Consider the following 21,006-nt stretch of genomic DNA (forward strand, 5'->3'; position numbering starts at 1 on the left):
AAGGGAAAAATTTCAAGTAAAACAGCTTTTTTAAGTAATAAGGCATAATCGGTGAACTCTATGAAGAAACGGAGTATATTTAATAGAATGGGGGTGAAATATGTATGAAACAACAAAATAAAATTGCGTTAAGTATTTTAATGTTAAATACATTTATTACAATGGCAGGTATCGGACTTATCATTCCGATCATGCCACAATTTTTAAAAGGATTCGGTTCAGCAGATACTGTCGGAACCGCACTCGGCTTTATTATTGCGACATTTTCATTTGCGCAATTTTTATTTTCGCCCATTTCTGGACGATTATCCGATAAACATGGACGTAAAAAAATTATTTTAATCGGACTGCTCATTTATGCAGCATCTCAATTAGCTTTCAGTTTATCTACTCAATTATGGATGTTGTACGTCGCACGATTTTTCTCAGGGTTTGGGGCTGCTTTCCTCATCCCACCTATGATGGCATTCGTAGCGGATATTACACCATTTGAAAGTCGCGGTAAAGGAATGGGGATGCTCGGTGCTGCGATCACATTAGGGTTCGTTGTCGGGCCAGCACTCGGTGGATTTTTAGCAGGAATTACATTATTATTCCCACTTTACTTTGCGACAGGTGCTACATTAGTAGCGTTCGTACTTTCCATCTTCTTCTTACCGAATATCGAACCGTCTGAAGAACAATTAGAACAAGCGAAAGTGCGCGTGTCACTCGTACAACAATTAAAACAATCGACGAAAGAAAACTACTTCGTTTTACTGCTCGTCATGCTCATCTTCTCATTCGGCTTGGCGAACTTCCAATCGACTTTATCCCTTTTCTTAGACAAAGTATTTTTATATGGTGCGAAAGAAATTGCAATCGTTATTACGATTGGAGGATTTGCAGGTGTCATCGTACAATCTTTCTTCATTCAAAAATTGTTCGAACGCTTCGGAGAAATGCGTATCATTTTGATGAACTTAATCGTCGCGGGTCTTTCGATGCTCGGCATTTTATTCGTCCATCAATTTTGGTCGATCGCTCTCGTCGCAGCGATTTTCTTCACATCGACATCGCTCCTTCGTCCAGCAGTTAATACATTCGTTTCAAAATTAGCTTCGAAAAGTCGTCAAGGATATGCCGCTGGTATGATGAACTCATATATGAGCTTCGGAAATATGTTCGGCCCTGCAACAGCGGGTCTTTTATTTGACTGGAACATTAGTTCGCCTTATATCGTAGGTATGCTCACATTAATTATTGGATATGCTATTACGAAAACCTGGTCTATTCGCAATACAGAGCTCGTCCAAAACGCCTCTTCTCAAAGAAAACAAAGCGCATTATCTTAAAAAAATGAGTTTAGCTTTCATCGCTAAACTCATTTTTTTGTTTCAACCATTTTTGAAATTGTAAATCCCATCTAAATCGTTCTATGTTAATTTGTAGGGGACCAAGCCCATTCAGTTCATAAGTGAGTAAATAATATTCGTCACGAAAGATGAAATGATGTGGATAAGATTGATCTCCTTCATAGAAAAAATCGATTCGCTCTTGGCGGTAATGGATTACTTCCGGTCTCTCCAACTGAACAATCGCTTGGCGCACTACCTCAAATACATAACGCTCCATCCAACCGCCTCCTTTTCTATTAGTATACAAAGAAAAGGAAGCATATTCATGTACATTTTACGTTAATGATTTCAACTTTTTTCGTAATTGAATCGCATGCATATTGGCGACTTGTGCGAAGGCTGCGACTTGTTGAAGTTCAAATGCCGATTCATATCCGATGAGCCATGTATCGCGCGATAACTCGACAGGACTATCTTCTTCAACGAGCGGAATCATGTTGACATCTTCTTTTCCTGTCAATGTAATCGAAGGTAAAATCGCATATCCGATTCCATTTAAGGCGAGCTGTTTACACGTTTCAATTTGATCAACGATAATTTCTCGTTGTGGATGTGCACTAAATTTTTCTTTCCACCATTTTTCAATGTCCATATAGTAACTGGAGTCTGATTTAAATTGGATGAATGGACGCTCTGAATGCATAATGTCGCTCACTTGATCGATTTCACGGTCCACTAAGTATAATTGATCGCGAAATAAATATGTTTTTTCGCTTTTCCAATCGATATCTCCGCGTACGATTCCGACATGCGCTTCTCCGTTATGAATCGCTTGAACTATTTCTGAGCTCCACCCCGTCATAAGCGATATTTTCGCATCGGGATAGCGCGCAACGAAATCTTTCAAGACGCGAGGTAACCACGTTTGCCCGACAATTGTCGCACAAGCGATTTTCAATGTTCCATGCACTTTATTATGAAGAGAGGCGATCAGTTCTAACGTTTCTTCTTTGCGCAACAATGTTCCTCTTGCGAAATCGATAATTAACTCTCCTGCAGAAGTCGGTTCAAGCCCTTTTTGAGAGCGGATAAACAATTGCTCTCCCCAAGCTTTTTCAATAGATTGAAGCCGCTGAGACAGAGCCGGTTGAGAAATGAAAAGACGCTCTGCTGCCCTCCTCATATTGCGTTCTTCCGCTAATGTTACGATAATTTCAAATTCATTCACTGTCATGAGTGACAACCTTCCCTCTCGGTATTTTAAATATAAAGTAAAAACAAATCGCTACGATTATGAACACACCGCTAAAGACAACGAACATCGACTGTGCTAATACTTGTTGAAGCAATTGTAAAACAGATTCCTCCAATGTCGCACGTGATTCGCTCGTCAATAAAACGTTCATATCGTCAATCGTCCCTTTCGCTCCAAACGTTTGAAAGTAATGAGTAATCGAACGATTCAATACCGCTCCAAATAACGCAGCACCAATCGTATTTCCGAAGTTACGCATAAACATATTCGATGCCGTTGCACTTCCTCTTAATGCATACGGTACACTATTTTGAATCGCGACTAAAAATGCCGTGCTCGTTAATCCCATTCCGACACCGATCCAAAAACTCCCGAAACCCGCCCAAATCGGGCCACTCGTCGGTGTCATCGTCACAAATAATCCTGCACCTACAGCTAAACTAATTCCTCCAGCAAGAGATGTCGTAAACGGTCCGTAACGAACGAGTAAATGACCTGAAATCGTTGATGCAATCGGCCATCCGATAGACATCGCAGTCAATGTAAATCCAGCGATGAGCGCATGCTCTTCCATCAAACCGGTCACATAAGTCGGTAAATAAGAAGATATGGCCATCAAAATAATGCCAGTTAATAATGATACAATATTTGCATATAAAATGAGTGGATTTCGCCATATGTTCATCGGCACAATCGGATCGATTGCTCGCTTCTCTGCACGAATAAATAAAAATAAAAATAAAATTGTGAGCAAAAGCATCAACGATCCGAGTAATGAGAAACGCTCAAATGACTGTCCACCTTCTACAATCCAAACGATAAATAAAGAAAGGACAATCGTGGAAAGTATAGCTCCTTTATAGTCAATCTCCACTCGTTTCGGCTCCACTTCTTCTTTCAAAAATAGCGTAATGCCGAGCATCGCTAAAAGTCCGAGAGGTAAATTAATCCAAAATACATAATGCCAACTGAAATACTGAACGAGTAAACCGCCTAATGCAGGACCGAGCACAGCTGAAATACCCCAAACACTCGATAAGTATCCTTGAATTTTCGCTCGCTCTTCCATCGTATAAATATCGCCAACGATCGTTGAAGCAATCGGTGATAAAGCGCCCGCTCCTAGTCCTTGAATGAGACGATACACCGTCAACTGTTCAAAAGTCGTCGCAAAACCTGCCAACAATGAACCGATTAAAAAAATCGTCATCCCGATATTAAATATACGTTTTCTCCCATACACATCTGCCAACTTGCCGTAAATTAAAACTGAAACCGTGCTCATTAATAAATAAGATGAAAAAATCCAACTATAACGTGAAAAACTTCCGAATGATGCGGCAATTGATGGCATAGCCGTTGTGACGATTGTCGCTTCTACTGCACTGACGAACATCGCTAATATGACAGCGACTAAGACGACGGGACGCTTCATTTCTCCACCTCCAAAATAAAAAACTGCAGCGCTGCGTTCGGCTACAGTTTTTATTCCATCACATGTTAGCGTGGCTGATAAATATATTTTTTAAACTCTTTCAGCATGACGCGTCGTGTTAAAATTCCTGCAAATGTACCGTCTTCTTCTACTACACATAAGAATGTGTGATTCACGAGTAAGTCGAGACCCTTTTGAAATCGATCTGTCGTATACACTCTCGGAATATCAACATTCATAATGTCGTCTACTTTCAAATCGGATAGACGTTCGTATTCGATTCGCTCTAGGCCGAGGATGGCATCTGTAATCATCCCAATTCCTAACAAGCCTTGCAATTTAAATTGTGCGTCTAATACAGGAATGGCTGAATAACCCGTTTTCGTCAAGACGAGTAACGCATGTTCCGCATTGTTTCCGATTTGGACATGGGCTACTTTTTCTGCTGATATTAAGTATTGTTCGATCGGCGTTTCTAAAAATAATTTATCCTCAGTCGTAATCATACACTCCGCTCCTTTATTCAATAAATATTACACTTTCTCTTACACCTCATCATACCATAAGAAAGCGCTTCAATATAATGATTTGCTATAAAAAGAATGTTCATAATTTATTGAAAGGTTCGATTAACGAAATATTAAAAATAATTCTTTATAATCATTTTTAGTGTCAAAACAAGGTACTTAGTCACTTTTTAGCGCTTTTTATCAGAATATTCCAACGATATTATTTGATTTATAAAAATAGTTCCCGTATCATTAATTAATGTATTCATTAAAATTAATGGATATTTTGTTTTATATTTTTAGAAAAGGGGTAATATTTTCCATGAAGAAATGGCTAACAATGATGTTTGCTTCACTATTTTTCGTCCTCGCAGCATGTGGTGACGGAGACTCAGCAACAGAAATCGAAACAATTCACTTTGCTGATGCTGGTTGGGATAGCATTCGCTTCCACAATAGTGTGGCACAAACAATTATCGAAAATGGTTACGGTTATGACACGGAAGTGACGAATGGTACTTCAACTGCAACACTCCAAGCACTTCAACAAGGTGATTTAAATGTTTATATGGAAGTGTGGACAGATAACTTAGAAGAAATTTACACGAAAGCAATTGATCGCGGTGATATCGTACGTGCAGCAACGAACTTTGATGACAATACACAAGGTCTTTACGTACCACGTTACGTCATTGAAGGTGATTCTGAACGCGGGATCGAACCAGTAGCACCTGATTTAAAGACAGTAAAAGATTTAGAAAAATATGCAGATGTTTTTATTGATCCAGAAGATACGTCAAAAGGCCGTGTCGTTGGTGCACCTTCTAGTTGGATCATCAGTGAGTACTTAGATGAAAAATTAAAGACATATGGCTTAGATGAGCAATACAACTATTTAGTTCCTGGCAGTGACTCAGCAATTGTCGCTTCACTCGCTGGGGCAGTGAAACAAGGTGAACCTTGGGTCGGCTACTATTGGTCACCTACTTGGGTAACAGCTAGCTTTGACCTCGTTTTATTAGAAGATGAACCATTCGATTTAGAAAAATGGGAAGAAGATCGAAGCACAGAATTCCCACCGAATGATGTCGTCATCGCAGTTCATAAAGACTTCCCTACACAAGCGGAAGATGTGTATGAATTTTTACAAAAATATGAAACGAGCAACACTTTAACAGAAGAAGCACTGGACTACATGAATGAAAACGATGCTTCACCTGAAGAAGCTGCAAAATGGTGGATGAATGAACATGAAGACATTTGGACTTCATGGGTGCCAGAAGATATTGCTGAAAAAGTAAAATCAGCGATTCAATAATTTTAACGAAGCGTGCAGACTTTCTGCACGTTTTCTAAATGATAGAGAAAGGTGGTCTTACGCTAACGCAAACTTAGAACGTTAGCGATACTTATGCAAAGTTTTCCTGACATACAGTTTCCCATTGGGGATACAGTAGCAGCGTTTATCGATTTTTTAGCTTTAAACTTTAAAGGATTTTTTGATTTTTTATTCGTAATCTTTTCTTCCACGATTAAAGCGACCGAGCAAGGCCTACTCATGCTTCCTTGGTGGGTACTTATTTTGATCGTTGTCGCAATCGGTACGTACTTCACTTCGTGGAAAGGTGGCATCACATTTGGTGTCTTCTTATTTTTAATTGGAACATTTGACTTATGGTCTCAAACGATGACGACACTAGCTGTTATTATTATTTCTGTCGTCCTTTCCCTCCTAATCGGAATTCCACTCGGAATTTTAATGGCGTTCAACCGAACATTTGCATCTATTATGCGACCGATTTTAGACGCGATGCAAACGATGCCAACATTCGTTTACTTAATTCCTGTTATTTTCTTCTTCCCGCTCGGAAATGTTCCAGCGGTGATTGCGACAATTATTTATGCATTACCACCCGTTATGCGTTTAACGGAACTAGGCATTCGCAATGTCGATGAAGAAGTGATTGAAAGTGCCGAATCTTTCGGTTCATCACGGATGCAAATGCTCGTGAAAGTCCAGTTACCTCAAGCTTTACCGACGATTATGGCGGGAGTGAACCAAACGACGATGATGGCATTATCGATGGCGGTCGTCGGTTCGATGGTTGGAGCAGATGGACTCGGTGAGCGCGTCCTTCATGCGTTAAACCGAATCGATATGTCACTCGGATTCGAAGCGGGTATTAGTATCGTCTTTTTAGCGATCATTATCGACCGAATTACTGCTGGAATTGCGGATAAAATGCAAAGTCGTAGAGGTGAGGCATCATGACAGTTAAAATTCAACTTCAACATGTGAGCAAAATTTTCGGACCGCGTCCACAAAAAATTGTGCCACTCATTGAACAAGGCAAATCAAAAGAAGAAATTTTGAAAGAAACGAAACATACCGTCGGTGTATACGACGCTTCGATGGACATTTATGACGGAGAATTTTTCGTCATTATGGGACTATCAGGTAGTGGTAAATCGACATTAATTCGATGCTTTAATATGTTGAACGTACCGACAGCAGGCAGCATACTCGTCGACGGAGAAGATATTACAAAGTATTCGAAACAACAATTGCGAGAATATCGTCAAAAGAAAATCGCGATGGTGTTCCAACATTTCGGATTGTTTAGTCACCGAACGATTTTAGAGAACGTCGAATACGGACTTGAAATTCGAGGTTTATCGAAAGAGGAACGACGTAAAATTGCGATGGATCAATTAGAAAACGTCGGATTAAAAGGGTATGAAGATCAATATCCTGACCAACTATCAGGCGGTATGCAGCAACGAGTCGGCATCGCGCGCGCTTTAACGAACAATCCTGATATTTTACTTATGGACGAACCGTTCAGTGCGCTTGACCCACTCATTCGTCGCGAAATGCAGTTAGAATTAATCGACTTACAAGAACGACTTCAAAAAACGATTATTTTCATTACACACGATGTTAACGAAGCGTTTAAACTCGGGGACCGGGTCGCTGTCATGAAAGATGGTCGAGTCGAACAAATTGGCACACCTGAAGAAATTTTAGAGCAACCTGCAAACGAATATATTTCCTCCTTCACACACGACATTGACCGTTCGAAAGTACTTCAAGCGGAACATGTTATGTCGCGTCCGCACAACATTTTAACTTTAAAAGACGGTTTGCAAGTCGGGGTTAAAATGATGCGAGAAAACGGTATTTCTTCACTCTTCGTTGCGGATCGTAGTCGTAAGTTAGAAGGCTATATTACGATCGATGACGCAATCGATGCTATTCGTGAAAAGAAATCAATTGAATCTATTTTAAGACGCGAAGTGACGACAGTGTCACCGGATACGTATATTCAAGATTTAATCCCACTCGTTCTCCAATCCGGCTTACCTCTCGTCGTAACAGACGAAGAAAACCGCATTCTTGGTATTATTTTACGAGTACACGTGTTATCAAGTTTAATTGCGGAAGATTTTGACGCTGAAACGGTATAAAGTAAAAGGAATGACTCCTTATATGAGGAGCCATTCCTTTTTTAACGTTCACAAACGATAATTTTTCGTTCAAATTTTGCCTTTCGAGCGATCGCTTCATCGACAATTGTAAATCCGATTTGTTGTAACTGTTCTTCTACTGATTCAATCGCAACGAAGACGACACGACTCGCAATGCGATACGCTGACTTTAAAATAGACGTCAACTGTTCATCCGTCACATGTGTAAATAAATTGTAAGGTAAGTCGATAATGGCTACGTCGTACGGCCCTTCAACTCGTTCAATCGGACATAATGTCACGCTCGTGTCATAACCGAAATGAGCGATATTTTCACGCGATCCGTCACAGACGAGCGGATTGACGTCGCTTCCTTCAATCGGCACACCCATTGATAACGCTTCGACGAGTACCGTCCCAATCCCACAACAAGGGTCGATCACTTTCTCGACTGCTTCAATATGAGGTACCGCGATATTGACGATCGCTCGAGCTAAGCGAGAACTGAGCGCTGTCGAATACATGCGGGGCTTCTGTTGATGATGAAACCACACCGCTTCCCCTTTTTGAACAGCACCGAAATAATACGTTCCTTCTAAATAAATGACACCGAGTTCGACCGTCGGATTATGTAAGTCTACTTCTGCTGTAATCGCAGAACCGACTGAACGTTCAATTTGACGTCTCTGCGTATGTGACCATTTTTTCTCATCGTCAAAATCGACTTCATTTAAACATGTTAATTTATACGTTTCATCTGTTTTAAATGAATAACTCGCTACACGTTCGATCAAATCTTTTTCCGTATCCGCTTCAATCCAAATAGCGAGACGACCTTTTATAAATGGACTGCGCGACGGTTCAATACAACGCTCCGTAATGATATATGGAGCGTTTGATGATTTTCCGAAAAGCGCACGCATTTCCAATTCACATACTTCTCGCTCATCCATATGGCGCACGTAATAATATAAATAGTTCATCGCGCTTCTTGACGTGCCGCTTCATACTTGCGCATCAACTGAACGACCGCTTCAATCGCTTGCTCAATCGTCCAATTCGCTTCGAAACCATTTAACGCTTCCAACGTTACATTCATATCGAACATTTTATCCGCTTGCGCATATAAAATCGCATGTTTCGCTAATGTCGGATTCGTCTCCGTCTCGATGAAATACTTTAAAAAAGCTTCCTCATCTTTCGATACGCGTAATCCGAATAATGCCGTATATGTTTGAAACACATCATCTAATTCAATCGTCATGCAATCGACATTCACTTCATCAAATGTCGCAGACTCTACATAAATAAAACTATCTTGATGCGTTTGTAAATACGTTAAAGGCTGTTGTATTACGTCTGTTACTTGTTGTTCAACGACTTCGTCTGTTTCTTTTAAACAGCGGTCGACAATCGTGTAGTTCATATTCATTCCTCACTTCATTTCAAAATTCGCTTCTTCATACCACGGGTTTAAATGGATGAGTACTTCATCAACATCTAGGTATGTTTCCATAATAGCATTGCGAATCGAACTCGACAAATCGTGTCCTTCTTGAATCGATAACGTCGCTGGAATGGCAATCCTCAAGTCTACTAAAACGTAATGACCGTGTTCACGTGCACGTAAACGGTCGATACGACGAACGTCGTCAAATTGACGAATGACTTCCTCAAACTGTACGAGACGTTCTGGCGCAACACTTTTCTCCATCAATACGTCGAGCGATTCCTTCCCCATTTCAATCGCTAATTTTAAGACGAGTAAAGCGACAATGAACCCAGCAATCGGGTCTCCATAACTTAAAAATGGTTTATCTATTGCATCTCCGACGAGTGCTAATCCAATACCGATGACCGCTGCTCCTGAAGCGTAAACGTCTGCTAAATGGTCGTACGCTGTTGCAATTAACCCTTTACTATTTTCAGCTTTTCCAATTTTGATCGTATACATGTATAACGCTTGTTTCCATACTAATGAAACGATTGCTGTAATTAATGCGATGTAACTCGCTTTTAACGGTTCTTCAAACAATGTGACAATCGCTTCGTATGCGATATAAATCGCAGCACCCGCTAAAATAATCGCAACGATTCCTGAACCGATCACTTCTGCTTTTCCGTGTCCCCAAGGATGATCTTCATCGGCTGGTCGTTTTGAAATGCGCATCGATGTGAGTGCTGCTAGTGATGCGACGACGTCTGCCGCGTTATGAAAACCGTCCGCAAGTAAGACGGGACTGTTGAAAAGCGCCCCTACTCCTATTTTTAAAATCGTTAATAAAATATTACTAATTAAACTAACCCAAATCGCGACGAGTGCTGCGAAGGAGTGTTTCTGTTCTACTGTTTGTTCCATCAAATTTCTCCCCTTTCAAAAAGTTTGCATACAGGCAACAAAAAAACCTGACATCGGAATGTCAGGTTTAGCGTGTTAAAAAACATATACAGTTGTGTCTTTGTATGCAAATGGGTGCGATATTCATCGTTATCCCTCTTTTTTATAAGTTTTGTATTAATTAGTATAACACATATTTCTATCAATCACATACTTTTTGAATATCTTTTTTGCTTTTTTCGTCATATGGATAACGATCTGTATTAAATCCTCTTGAATGCGCATATCCTTCTAAGCTCCAAATTCCACATTTATTCTCTCTCGCTTCCGCTTCAATTTCTTTAAAGCGCGTCACGTATGAATCATTTGGCGGGTAAACGAAAGCGACACGTGCGAGTCCTTTGCGGAGTAACATTTCTTGCACACTTTCGCCATCGACATAAATATATGCGAGCAAGCGACCATATTTATCTTCTTTCTCACCGACATCAAATTCAATTTCAACTTTACCGTCTTTCATCAATTCTTTCATAAAATTGGAGGCTTCAGGTCCGAATCGTTCTGTCGTTTTTTTAGGATGGACAGTTTCCGGTGTATCGACGAGAAGGTAACGAACTGCTCTCTCTTCTCCTTCGTACATAATTCGAATCGTATCTCCATCGACGACGCGGACTAATTCAACAGGAATTAATCCTTCCCTTGAAGGTGTGGCATCTTCCGAGTCGAGTAAATCGATACCGAAATATCCAGCAATGGCGACGACGATAATGGAAATAATCCACTGTTTAAAGTTTTTCGGTTGTTCTTTCTTTTGTTGTTGAGTCATTATTCTTTCCTTTCTTACACGATATATCCTAAAGAACGTAACACATTGTTCATAAAATCATTCGCATAAGCGAGCATCTCTTCTCGCTCTTCTTCTTGCCACACGTCATGACGTACGAGCGGCCATTTTTTAAACTGTAAATGAGATAATTTCCTCTCATAAAACCATTGTTGCGTGTAATTTGGATTTGTCACTTCATCTTCTGCCCCGACAAAAACTAATGTCGAAATGTCTTGATATTTGCGTTCTGTCTGTTCAATCGTCTTCATCAAGAGTTGCAAATCGTGATACCAAGAGCTCGTCACGACGCAATGATATAGCGGATCCTCTTCAAACTGACGTTGGTGTAAATCGTCTCTCGTCAGCAACGTACTATTGATCGCGTGGTCAATTTTAGAACTTGGACTAATTTTCATTAACATCGTCAACAGTTTAGGAGGTTGATATGTTAACTCGAGCCATGGAGACGTTAAAATAACGCCTGCGCATTCGATATTTTCTTTTTGAAGTAAACGAATTAACAATGTTGCGCCAAAACCATGACCGATTAAAAATAATGGCAACTCTTCCGCATGACATGCGGCAATAAGACGTTTTATATATAAATTATAAGTGCCGATTGCCTCATTATGTACATGGCCTTCAATTCCGTGACCCGGTAAATTTCCTGTAATGACGTGGCATTGATTTGAACGCAACTGTTGGATGAGCCAAGCATATCGTTCGTGATGCTCGTAAGCACTATGAATGAGCCCAACTACAGCTTTCGCTTGTCCCTCTGCTTCCCATTTCCACAATCAAATCGACTCCAATCTGCTTCAAAAATGAAAGGATTCCTTATTTTTCTTCCTATTTCATTTCTTTTTCAATTATTTTTTGCTAGGCTTATTATACATGATTTATGAAGAGAGGAGTGAACGGAATGATTTATCCATACGATGGAAAGACACCTAATATTGATGAAACCGCTTATATTGCGGATTTTGTAACAATTACAGGTGATGTAACGATCGGTGCGTACAGTTCGATTTGGTTTAATACAGTTATACGAGGTGATGTCTCACCGACAAAAATTGGAGAGCGAGTGAACGTGCAAGACTTTTGTTGTTTGCATCAAAGCCCTAGCCATCCACTCATTTTAGAAAATGACGTCACGATTGGACACCGCGCAACACTCCATAGTTGCCATATTAAAGAGAAAGCATTAATCGGGATGGATGCAACGATTTTAGACGGTGCTGTCATCGGAGAAGGTGCATTTATCGGTGCAGGGAGTCTCGTCCCCCCTGGGAAAGTAATTCCGCCGAACAGTTTAGCTTTCGGTTCGCCTGTTAAAGTTGTACGTGAATTGACAGAAGAAGATAAAAAAGATATGGAACGTATTCGAACGGAATATGTTGAAAAAGGACAATATTATAAAAGCATTCAAAAATAAAAACAGCGAAGAGATTTTTTCTCTTCGCTGTTTTACTTTATTTCGTTAACTCTTTTAACTGTTCGACTTTATCAAGCTTCTCCCATGGAAGTTCAACGTCTGTGCGACCGAAGTGGCCATATGCTGCTGTTTGTTTGTAAATCGGGCGACGTAAATCGAGCATTTGGATAATTCCTGCTGGGCGTAAGTCAAATGTTTGACGTACTGCTTCCACAAGCTTCTCCTCGCTCACTGTACCTGTTCCGAATGTTTCAACTGCGATCGAGACAGGTTGCGCAACACCGATTGCGTACGCAATTTGTACTTCACAATGTGTAGCGAGTCCTGCTGCTACGATATTTTTCGCAACGTAACGTGCTGCATATGATGCAGAACGGTCTACTTTTGTCGCGTCTTTTCCAGAGAATGCTCCTCCGCCGTGTCGTGCATAACCGCCATATGTATCGACGATAATTTTGCGACCTGTTAAACCAGCATCTCCTTGTGGACCTCCGATGACAAAGCGTCCTGTCGGGTTAATGAAATATTTTGTGTCTTCATCTAACCATTGTTGTGGCACAATAGGTCGAATGACATGTTCAAGAATATCTGCTTCAATTTGTTCGTTCGTTACTTCTGGATGATGTTGTGTAGAAAGAACAACTGTATCAACACGCACAGGCAATTTATTTTCATCATATTCAATCGTAACTTGTGTTTTTCCGTCTGGACGTAAGTAAGGAATCGTTTCATCTTTACGAACATCAGCTAAACGCTTCGACAATTGATGCGCTAAGCTAATCGGGAGTGGCATAAATTCAGGCGTTTCATTACATGCGTATCCGAACATTAATCCTTGGTCGCCTGCTCCAATCGCATCTAATTCATCATCTGAAAGTTCACGCATTTCTAACGCTTGGTCTACCCCTTGTGCGATATCTGGTGATTGCTCGTCAATCGCTGTCAATACTGCGGACGTTTCCCAGTCGAAACCATACTTTGCACGTGTATACCCAATCTCACGTACTGTATCACGAACAACTTTCGGAATATCTACATATGTAGATGTCGTAATCTCACCTGCTACGAGCACGAGACCTGTCGTGATAGTCGTCTCACAAGCTACACGCGCAGCTGGATCTTCTGCTAAAATGGCATCTAAAATCGCGTCTGAAATTTGGTCACACATTTTATCCGGGTGACCTTCCGTAACCGATTCTGATGTGAATAATCGGCGATTACTCATAATATTTCCTCCTCTATAGTATAAAAATTGACCCGGTACTCCGTTACCCATGTTTTTTCGCCCGAACTACTAGACGAGCACATGCCGATGCGTCAATTCATAAAAAAAACCTTTCTCTCACGATTAGTCATGAGGGAAAGGTTTATACACGAACAGCACCTTTCACTCTTATCGTCCAAGGAACTTCCTTGCTTTCAGGTTGGCACCTTCGCATGCAGTGAAATCATGCAGGTTGCTGGGTTTCATAGGGCCTGTCCCTCCACCAACTCGGGATAAGAGTATCCGTTTCAACGATAATCTTACAAAACCGTTACTAATTTGTCAAACTTATATACTTATCTTTTGCGCTTTAAAAGATTTTAATAGACTATCTTTTTTAATGTGTTATACTAATTACGAAATGTGTTATCACCCAACTTTTTTAGTTGGTTCTTATACTCAATAATAATACTGTAAAAGGAAGGTACGTACAATATGATTACTGCTAAAATGACTACTGAACTCGAACAATTACTCGCGAACAAGAACATCGTCATGCAACCATCTGTCGCTACTTTAGTAGAGAAGGCGGTCAAACGTGGCGAAGCGCAATTAACTTCTGACGGTGCAATCGTTGCAACGACTGGAAAATACACAGGTCGTTCACCAAAAGATAAATTTATCGTAGAAGAAGAATCAATGAAAGACGAAATTAGCTGGGGAAAAGTGAACCGTCCAATTTCTGAAGATGTGTTCAACAACTTATACAAAAAAGTAACAGATTACTTAGCTGAAAAAGAAGAAGTATTCGTCTTTAAAGGATTTGCTGGCGCAGATAAAAAGACACAATTATCCATTCAAGTTGTTAACGAATATGCATGGCACAACCTTTTCGTGCATCAGTTATTCATCCGTCCAACTGAAGAAGAGCTAAAAACACATGAAGCTCAATTTACAATCGTATCAGCACCATCTTTCAAAGCTGATCCTGCAGTAGACGGAACGAATTCTGAAGCATTCGTACTCGTGTCATTCGAAAAACGCATCGTCTTAATCGGTGGTACAGAGTATGCAGGAGAAATGAAAAAATCAATCTTCTCGATTATGAACTACTTATTACCGAAAAACGGTGTGTTCTCAATGCACTGTTCAGCAAACGTTGGAGAAGAAGGCGACGCTGCTTTATTCTTCGGGTTATCAGGAACTGGTAAAACAACTTTATCAGCAGATGCTAACCGTAAATTAATCGGTGACGATGAGCACGGTTGGTCAGACGACGGTGTATTCAACATCGAAGGTGGATGCTACGCGAAATGTATCGATTTAACAGAAGAAAAAGAACCTGAAATTTACAATGCGATCCGTTTCGGTTCAGTCCTTGAAAACGTCGTAATCGATGAAGATACACATGAGCCAGACTACTTCTCAGGTGAACTTACTGAAAATACACGTGCGGCTTACCCAATTCATTACATCGACAATATCGTAACACCATCGGTTGCAGGCCACCCGAAAACAATCGTCTTCTTAACAGCAGACGCATTCGGCGTATTACCTCCAATCTCAAAATTGACGAAAGACCAAGCGATGTACCACTTCTTAAGCGGATTCACTTCAAAGCTTGCAGGTACAGAGCGCGGCGTTACAGAACCAGAAGCAACATTCTCATCATGTTTCGGAGAGCCATTCTTACCGCTTCACCCGACAGCATATGCAGAAATGCTCGGTAAAAAAATCGACGAACACGATTCACAAGTATTCCTCGTCAACACAGGTTGGACAGGTGGAGGATACGGCGTTGGTGAGCGTATGAGCTTAAAATATACGCGCGCTATGGTGAACGCAGCAATCGAAGGTAAATTAAACGATGTCGAAACAGAACAAGATCCAATCTTCGGCTTACACATGCCGACAGCAATTGAAGGTGTTCCTTCTAACTTACTCAACCCACGCAACGTATGGGCAGATAAAGCAGAATATGACAAACAAGCAAAACATCTTGCGAACTTATTCCACGAAAACTTCAAACGTTTCGGTGAAGAATCAAAACAATTCGAAGAAAACGGCGGACCACTCGCATAATATAAAAACGACTAAGCAAGCACGATCTGCTTAGTCGTTTTCTTTGTTCATTCGTGTAAAATAAACAATAGCATCATTCCGCTCCACTTGAAATACCGTTTCAGGTGTGAACGGTTCACCATCGTAATAATCGTTTATTACGTAACCATAATGCGAAGGATATCCCGATGCATAATAGACGATTTTGTCATCGCGAAGGACGACGAGTTGAAGTGTTCCATCATTCACGCTCTCTCGATACCCTTTAATTTTTTGACCGACCGCTTCAGATGCTACTTCTTTCGGTGTATACGGCTCAAAAACATACATCTCTGTCCACGCAATCGGTAAAATTTCTGCAAAGGTTACTTCATCTCCTGTTTGTAAAGGTTGTAACGCTTTCTGAACTTTTTGATTCATGCGCCATTCCAACACCGTTTCATTTACAAAAATAGCGAATGCCCCGGCAAAAATAACGAAAATAATGATCATCCAACGACTCATCTTCATCTTTCCACTTCCTATCTACTTAGACGATTTTCTTCACTTTTCATCCAAGCTGTCATATGACGAATTAACGTGCGACCAATCACATTCGGTAAAACATGATCATACGTTTCAAAATAAATCGTTGCTACTTCTTTCTGTTCAGCTCGTAGTAACGCTTCTAAACGATACGACTGAGCGATGGAGACATTTTGATCTCTCTTTCCATGAACGATTAAAAAAGGACAACGCGCTCTATATAACTCCGACAAAGGGTCGCGTTCGCGGTATCCGCTCGGATTGCTGTTGGGCGATTTTCCGATAAGCCGTTTCATCATACGCCGCATATCGATGCGCTCAAAATACGTTGCGACAATATCGCTCATCCCCGCCCAAATCGTCGCAGTCGTCACTTCTTCTCGAGCAATCGCAGTCCAACAAGCCATCGCACCACCACGTGAATACCCGACGATGTGAATATGTTCATTCGTCCATTCAATTTGCTTCAACACATCGACTGCACTAATCGCATCCAGCCGATCATCCCCAACAAATTCGTCTCGCCCTTCCCCGCCACGATTCCCTCGGTAAAAAGGTGCGAAGACGATGAAGCCGTAAGAAGCATATTGCGCGATTCGCGCAGGTCTTACTGTGCCGAGTGATTGAATGCCTCCACGGAAATAAATAATCGATGAATACCTTCCTTTTCGTTTCGGAATCGCGAGTAACCCTTTCACACGATAAGGTCCCGATTGGTACGTCACTTCTTCGATGCGAATGTGCGGATTCGGAGAAGGATAAAGTCTACGCTCAATCATTGTGCCGCTCCTCATACCGCCTCACCCATTCCATTAACTGTTCCATTCCTGAATCTTTCATATGAAAACTTAAATGTTCACACGTCATAAATTGTTCCGTCGTCAATAATACGACGCCATCCGTTTCGTAACGTTCCGCATCTTCATCGATCGACGTAATCGTCCCCGTGAAAACAGCTTTACAAAAAGGTGTTTCTGTTTGAACGACATATTCTGCAACGTATTGAACATTCATTAAAGTCGCCCCTGTTTCTTCATACATCTCACGTATTGATGCTTCTTCTAACGTTTCATCGCCCTCTACTTTCCCACCTGGAAATTCAATGCCACGCACACGATGCTTCGTTAACACCCATTTATTTTTCCAACGAGCGATGACGAGTACATGACGCGCTTCGATTTGAAAATCGTTCGGCCCGTACGTTAAGTGAACGTCCGCTCCTTGTAAATCTGTAAATGTAGGCACTTCCTTCACTCCTTATAAAAATAATATAGACGAAGTGCAAGCACTCCGTCTATATTGTGTTACGCTTTTAAATCAATTGTTTGCCCTTTGTATGGGTGTGGTGCTACGTTCGCTTCAGGCATTCCTTTCAGCATATCTGCAGCTGCTTCAGTACTCATTGAAAGGCTTTTGTTCATGACACTCATTTGTACGAGTGACTGCAAACTTTGTAATTGACTGGCCATCATTGCATTCAATTCCATGTTAACCACTCCTTTCTCTTCTATTATCGACGTTTCTCTTAACACATTCAACTCATCTGGGCACAATGTTTGTGAACATCTCGTAAAATCGCTAAAATAAATAGGAGGAAAGAAGGGACGACATGAAAAAACTACTCATCGGACTCATTCGACTATATCAAAAATTTATTTCTCCCCTTACACCACCGACATGCCGTTTCAGTCCGACATGTTCGCACTACGGAGTTGAAGCTTTAGAAAAACATGGTTTTTGGAAAGGGACTTGGTTGACAATTAAACGAATCGGCCGTTGTCACCCTTTTCATAAAGGAGATTACTTCGATCCGGTACCTCCTACAAAAGAAGAAACGTCACAGAAAAAATAAAGTGACGTTTCTTTTTTTGCTTCATTGTAAAATGAAATGCAACAGCTAAATAAATAGAAAGCCATCGTGAAACCACGTATAGTTAAAGTTGACCAAAACCATAAACATACGGAGGTAAATCACGATGACTCACTCTCATTCTAACACGAAAAAACGAAGCTATACACATTTAACTGAAATTGAAAGAGGACAAATAGCTGCATACAGGGAGCAAGGTTTGTCTTTAAGAGAAATTTGTATCTGTTAATCTAAAAGTGAGCCACATCGCAATTGAAAACTGAGCCACCTTGTAAGAAAATAATCCTAACCTAGTAGAATGGTTAGGAGGAAAAAAGGTGATTTCATTGAACAAAAAACAACAAGTTTTACTTGCTTACTTTCAAGAAAATGAAAGTCAAAGGCAAATTGCGAAACGGCTTAATCTTTCAAGAAATACTGTAAAGAAATATATTGATCAAGAATTGGTCGCGAAGCAACAGGATACGCGTAATCTCCCGATTACGAATAACTACGTATCGCCACCTTCATACAAAAAGCGAAAAAGTTCAAGAAGCGTTTTAACGACAAGTATTCAAAAGAAAATTCGCTACATGATTAAACAAAATCAAAGAAAACGTCAACAAAATATGCATAAGCAGCAATTAAAAATCATAGATATGCATGAGAAACTGTTAGATGAAGGATTTCAAATCAGCTATACAACGGTTCGTAATTTTGTAAATCGCGAAACAAAAAAGCAAAAGGAAGTATTTATTCGTCAACGTCCAGAGGCCGGACGAGAAATTGAATTCGATTGGGGAGAGGTTAAACTCACCATTAATGGCGAATTAAAATCTTATTCACTAGCTGTTTTCACATTACCGTACAGTAATTATCGCTTTGCACGGCTCTACGAATCCGAAACACTTATTTGTGTACAAGACGCGCATGTTCGTTGTATTCAACATTTAAAATTCATACCGGAGGTATTCACATATGACAATATGCGAACAGTCGTTAAAAGTTTTAATGGACCTCAGCGAAGTATTACAGAAGGGATGTTAAATCTCTCTTTACATTATGGGTTTCAAATTCGCCTTTGTGAACCTCGCAAAGGCAATCAGAAAGGGCATGTCGAACGAAGTGTAGAAGTCATTCGTAGAAAAGCATTCGCTCAAGAAGATACTTTTTCAACATTGGAGGAAGCGCAAAGTTATTTAGAACAGATTATTCAGAAACTGAACGATCATAAGCATTATCAAAAGAAAACACCTCATCGCCTATTACTTGTAGAAGAGCGACAGGAACGAAAAGAATCAAACCAGCCAACACCTTTTGATGCGGCTGAATTAGTCGAGGCACGTGTCACAAAATATAGCACAATTATGTATCGACAAAATCATTATTCAGTTCAAGAAGGATATGTTGGTGAGTTTGTCAAAGTAAAAGTGAGTGCAAATACGCTTCGCATCTTTTACGAAGGTGAATGTGTGGGAAGTCATACGAGGTGTTGGGGACTACACACCTGGATTATGGAGATTTCTCATTTTTTAAAAACATTCGAAAAAAAGAAAGGGGCTTTGATTCAAAGTGAATGTTTGAATCAAGCGCCCAATCAAATAAAAAACATATTCGAAACTCATTATATCGGAAATGAAAAAGATTTTCTAGCTTTATATCTCGCTTTGCGAAATGAAGAAGTGGTACTTCCACGAGTATTAAAGGCAATTGCCTCTTTAGAAGAGCAAGGCTCTTCTGTGACGACGGAGAAAATTATCTTCATCGCTCAACAGAATGAATCAACCCCAACGATTATCGATCCTACAGATGAAGTCGCTGTACAATCGCTTTTTAATATTCAAAACTTGAATAAGTTATGGGAACTTACTACTTTGGAAAGGAATGAACATGATGAATCACCAACAGCAGATGATTGAGATGTGCAAAGTTCTCCGACTTCCAAGTATTCGGCAACTACTTCAAGATGAAAATATTTTTAAGGAGTATCCAAAAGCCTCTGATTTTCTTTATTACGCTTTAACAAAAGAGCAAGAAGACCGCCAAGTTCGTGCTCGAACAAATCGGATCCGACTCGCTCAATTTCCAGAGAAGAAATTATTAGAAGAGCTTGAAATGGAAGCCCTGCCGCAAAATGCGGCAGCTCGCTTGCCTATTTTAAAAGAACTAACCTTTATTACAGAAAAACAAAACGTCCTTCTGATTGGCTCTCCAGGTACAGGAAAGACTCACGTAGCCATTGGTTTGGGAATCGAAGCCTGTTTGGCCGGGTATAAAGTTCTTTTTACCACAATTCATTCTCTTGTGAATCAATTAAAAGAAAGTCGGTCGGAAAGAACCTTAAGAATATTTGAAAAGAAATTTGAAAATTATGATTTAGTTATTTTAGATGAACTGGGTTATATCTCGTTCGATCAAGAAGGAGCAGAGCTCCTATTTAGCTTATTATCTTTACGCGCTGGTCGAGGTTCACTCATCATTACGAGTAACTTGTCATTTGATCGCTGGGGCGAGGTGTTTCACGACCCTATCCTTACTTCAGCTTTAACAGATCGACTCACACATCGTGCCTATATCGTTAATATGATTGGCGATTCGTACCGTATTCTTGAAACTCAAAAATGGATAGAGACTCAAGATTTCTAGTGGCTCAGTTTTAAATTAATAAATGGCTCACTTTTCAGTTGCGAAATACAGAAATTGGAGAGAAAATTGGACGCGATCACAGTACAGTATCTCGAGAACTAAAGCGGGGCACAGTCGA

General features: G+C 40.4%; 24 protein-coding genes and 1 riboswitch. Of the genes, 10 read left to right on the top strand and 14 right to left on the bottom strand.

Features of this window, described 5'->3' with window-relative positions:
• The first annotated feature begins 104 nt into the window (after positions 1 to 104).
• On the top strand, positions 105 to 1,334 hold the full coding sequence (locus ACFQ0V_RS11455) for an MFS transporter (protein WP_381013620.1): 1,230 nt from the start codon (positions 105 to 107) through the stop codon (positions 1,332 to 1,334).
• Between the two features lie 10 nt (positions 1,335 to 1,344).
• Here ACFQ0V_RS11455 and ACFQ0V_RS11460 read toward each other — a convergent pair whose 3' ends face one another.
• The 4 genes from ACFQ0V_RS11460 to cbpB all read right to left on the bottom strand — a co-directional run bounded on the left by ACFQ0V_RS11460 (position 1,345) and on the right by cbpB (position 4,533).
• Positions 1,345 to 1,614, bottom strand: coding sequence for a hypothetical protein (locus tag ACFQ0V_RS11460; RefSeq protein WP_381013622.1), 270 nt, complete (start codon positions 1,612 to 1,614; stop codon positions 1,345 to 1,347).
• Positions 1,615 to 1,671: 57 nt separating this feature from the next.
• A complete protein-coding gene (locus tag ACFQ0V_RS11465; protein ID WP_381013625.1) occupies positions 1,672 to 2,571 on the bottom strand; it encodes a LysR family transcriptional regulator in 900 nt (299 codons plus the stop codon).
• Positions 2,558 to 4,027: an MDR family MFS transporter gene (locus ACFQ0V_RS11470; RefSeq protein ID WP_381013627.1), complete on the bottom strand. Its 1,470-nt coding sequence runs from the start codon at positions 4,025 to 4,027 to the stop codon at positions 2,558 to 2,560. Before ACFQ0V_RS11470 ends, ACFQ0V_RS11465 begins: the two co-directional genes overlap by 14 nt.
• Positions 4,028 to 4,092: 65 nt before the next feature.
• Complete coding sequence (cbpB, locus tag ACFQ0V_RS11475) at positions 4,093 to 4,533, bottom strand: cyclic-di-AMP-binding protein CbpB (protein ID WP_381013630.1); 441 nt, start codon at positions 4,531 to 4,533, stop codon at positions 4,093 to 4,095.
• Between the two features lie 325 nt (positions 4,534 to 4,858).
• Between cbpB and ACFQ0V_RS11480 the strand changes: the two genes are divergently transcribed.
• The 3 genes from ACFQ0V_RS11480 to ACFQ0V_RS11490 all read left to right on the top strand — a co-directional run bounded on the left by ACFQ0V_RS11480 (position 4,859) and on the right by ACFQ0V_RS11490 (position 8,004).
• Complete coding sequence (locus ACFQ0V_RS11480; protein WP_381013632.1) at positions 4,859 to 5,854, top strand: ABC transporter substrate-binding protein; 996 nt, start codon at positions 4,859 to 4,861, stop codon at positions 5,852 to 5,854.
• A 93-nt stretch (positions 5,855 to 5,947) separates the two neighbouring features.
• Positions 5,948 to 6,808: an ABC transporter permease gene (locus ACFQ0V_RS11485; protein ID WP_381013634.1), complete on the top strand. Its 861-nt coding sequence runs from the start codon at positions 5,948 to 5,950 to the stop codon at positions 6,806 to 6,808.
• Positions 6,805 to 8,004 carry a quaternary amine ABC transporter ATP-binding protein gene (locus ACFQ0V_RS11490; protein WP_381013637.1) on the top strand — a complete coding sequence of 400 codons (1,200 nt, stop codon included), beginning with the start codon at positions 6,805 to 6,807 and terminating at the stop codon, positions 8,002 to 8,004. The genes ACFQ0V_RS11485 and ACFQ0V_RS11490 overlap by 4 nt, the downstream gene beginning before the upstream one ends.
• A gap of 41 nt (positions 8,005 to 8,045) precedes the next feature.
• On the opposite strand, the gene ACFQ0V_RS11495 is transcribed toward ACFQ0V_RS11490, so the two are convergent.
• The 5 genes from ACFQ0V_RS11495 to ACFQ0V_RS11515 form a co-directional block, all read right to left on the bottom strand.
• Positions 8,046 to 8,987 (bottom strand): TRM11 family SAM-dependent methyltransferase, encoded by a 942-nt coding sequence (locus tag ACFQ0V_RS11495; protein WP_381013640.1) that lies wholly within the window; start codon positions 8,985 to 8,987, stop codon positions 8,046 to 8,048.
• A complete protein-coding gene (locus tag ACFQ0V_RS11500; protein WP_381013643.1) occupies positions 8,984 to 9,430 on the bottom strand; it encodes a hypothetical protein in 447 nt (148 codons plus the stop codon). Before ACFQ0V_RS11500 ends, ACFQ0V_RS11495 begins: the two co-directional genes overlap by 4 nt.
• Positions 9,431 to 9,439: 9 nt before the next feature.
• Entirely contained in the window at positions 9,440 to 10,363 is a 924-nt protein-coding gene (locus ACFQ0V_RS11505; protein WP_381013646.1) for a cation diffusion facilitator family transporter, read from the bottom strand.
• Positions 10,364 to 10,544: 181 nt separating this feature from the next.
• Positions 10,545 to 11,168, bottom strand: a complete 624-nt coding sequence (locus ACFQ0V_RS11510; protein WP_381013648.1) for a thermonuclease family protein — start codon at positions 11,166 to 11,168, stop codon at positions 10,545 to 10,547.
• 14 nt (positions 11,169 to 11,182) lie between these two features.
• Positions 11,183 to 11,965, bottom strand: a complete 783-nt coding sequence (locus ACFQ0V_RS11515) for an alpha/beta hydrolase (RefSeq protein ID WP_381013651.1) — start codon at positions 11,963 to 11,965, stop codon at positions 11,183 to 11,185.
• 125 nt (positions 11,966 to 12,090) lie between these two features.
• On the opposite strand from ACFQ0V_RS11515, the gene ACFQ0V_RS11520 reads away from it, so the two are divergent.
• A complete protein-coding gene (locus tag ACFQ0V_RS11520; protein ID WP_381013654.1) occupies positions 12,091 to 12,603 on the top strand; it encodes a gamma carbonic anhydrase in 513 nt (170 codons plus the stop codon).
• A 37-nt stretch (positions 12,604 to 12,640) separates the two neighbouring features.
• Here ACFQ0V_RS11520 and metK read toward each other — a convergent pair whose 3' ends face one another.
• Entirely contained in the window at positions 12,641 to 13,831 is a 1,191-nt protein-coding gene (metK, locus tag ACFQ0V_RS11525) for a methionine adenosyltransferase (protein ID WP_381013692.1), read from the bottom strand.
• A gap of 162 nt (positions 13,832 to 13,993) precedes the next feature.
• Positions 13,994 to 14,107: riboswitch (SAM riboswitch) on the bottom strand.
• A gap of 195 nt (positions 14,108 to 14,302) precedes the next feature.
• On the opposite strand from metK, the gene pckA reads away from it, so the two are divergent.
• Positions 14,303 to 15,889, top strand: a complete 1,587-nt coding sequence (gene pckA, locus ACFQ0V_RS11530; protein ID WP_381013657.1) for a phosphoenolpyruvate carboxykinase (ATP) — start codon at positions 14,303 to 14,305, stop codon at positions 15,887 to 15,889.
• A gap of 30 nt (positions 15,890 to 15,919) precedes the next feature.
• Here pckA and ACFQ0V_RS11535 read toward each other — a convergent pair whose 3' ends face one another.
• From ACFQ0V_RS11535 to ACFQ0V_RS11550, 4 genes are read right to left on the bottom strand one after another with little or no spacing between them, the layout of a single operon-like run.
• Positions 15,920 to 16,378 (bottom strand): hypothetical protein, encoded by a 459-nt coding sequence (locus ACFQ0V_RS11535; protein WP_381013660.1) that lies wholly within the window; start codon positions 16,376 to 16,378, stop codon positions 15,920 to 15,922.
• An 11-nt stretch (positions 16,379 to 16,389) separates the two neighbouring features.
• Entirely contained in the window at positions 16,390 to 17,172 is a 783-nt protein-coding gene (locus tag ACFQ0V_RS11540) for an alpha/beta hydrolase family protein (RefSeq protein WP_381013662.1), read from the bottom strand.
• Complete coding sequence (gene ytkD / locus ACFQ0V_RS11545; protein WP_381013665.1) at positions 17,165 to 17,638, bottom strand: RNA deprotection pyrophosphohydrolase; 474 nt, start codon at positions 17,636 to 17,638, stop codon at positions 17,165 to 17,167. Before ytkD ends, ACFQ0V_RS11540 begins: the two co-directional genes overlap by 8 nt.
• Before the next feature lie 59 nt (positions 17,639 to 17,697).
• Positions 17,698 to 17,880 carry a putative motility protein gene (locus ACFQ0V_RS11550; protein ID WP_381013667.1) on the bottom strand — a complete coding sequence of 61 codons (183 nt, stop codon included), beginning with the start codon at positions 17,878 to 17,880 and terminating at the stop codon, positions 17,698 to 17,700.
• 122 nt (positions 17,881 to 18,002) lie between these two features.
• Here ACFQ0V_RS11550 and yidD point away from each other — a divergent pair, with 122 nt between their 5' ends.
• The 4 genes from yidD to ACFQ0V_RS11570 all read left to right on the top strand — a co-directional run.
• Positions 18,003 to 18,245 (top strand): membrane protein insertion efficiency factor YidD, encoded by a 243-nt coding sequence (gene yidD / locus ACFQ0V_RS11555; RefSeq protein WP_381013670.1) that lies wholly within the window; start codon positions 18,003 to 18,005, stop codon positions 18,243 to 18,245.
• Positions 18,246 to 18,589: 344 nt separating this feature from the next.
• Positions 18,590 to 20,161, top strand: a complete 1,572-nt coding sequence (istA, locus tag ACFQ0V_RS11560; protein WP_449329116.1) for an IS21 family transposase — start codon at positions 18,590 to 18,592, stop codon at positions 20,159 to 20,161.
• The gene (istB, locus tag ACFQ0V_RS11565) at positions 20,136 to 20,888 is read left to right on the top strand and encodes an IS21-like element helper ATPase IstB (protein ID WP_381013675.1); all 753 of its coding nucleotides are present in this window, start codon (positions 20,136 to 20,138) and stop codon (positions 20,886 to 20,888) included. The genes istA and istB overlap by 26 nt, the downstream gene beginning before the upstream one ends.
• A 38-nt stretch (positions 20,889 to 20,926) precedes the next feature.
• Positions 20,927 to 21,006 (top strand): helix-turn-helix domain-containing protein (locus tag ACFQ0V_RS11570; protein WP_381013695.1); only part of this gene is annotated, 80 nt, incomplete at its 3' end.

Origin of the sequence: Savagea faecisuis, from assembly GCF_042675605.1 — a bacterium.
Taxonomy (GTDB): domain Bacteria; phylum Bacillota; class Bacilli; order Bacillales_A; family Planococcaceae; genus Savagea; species Savagea faecisuis.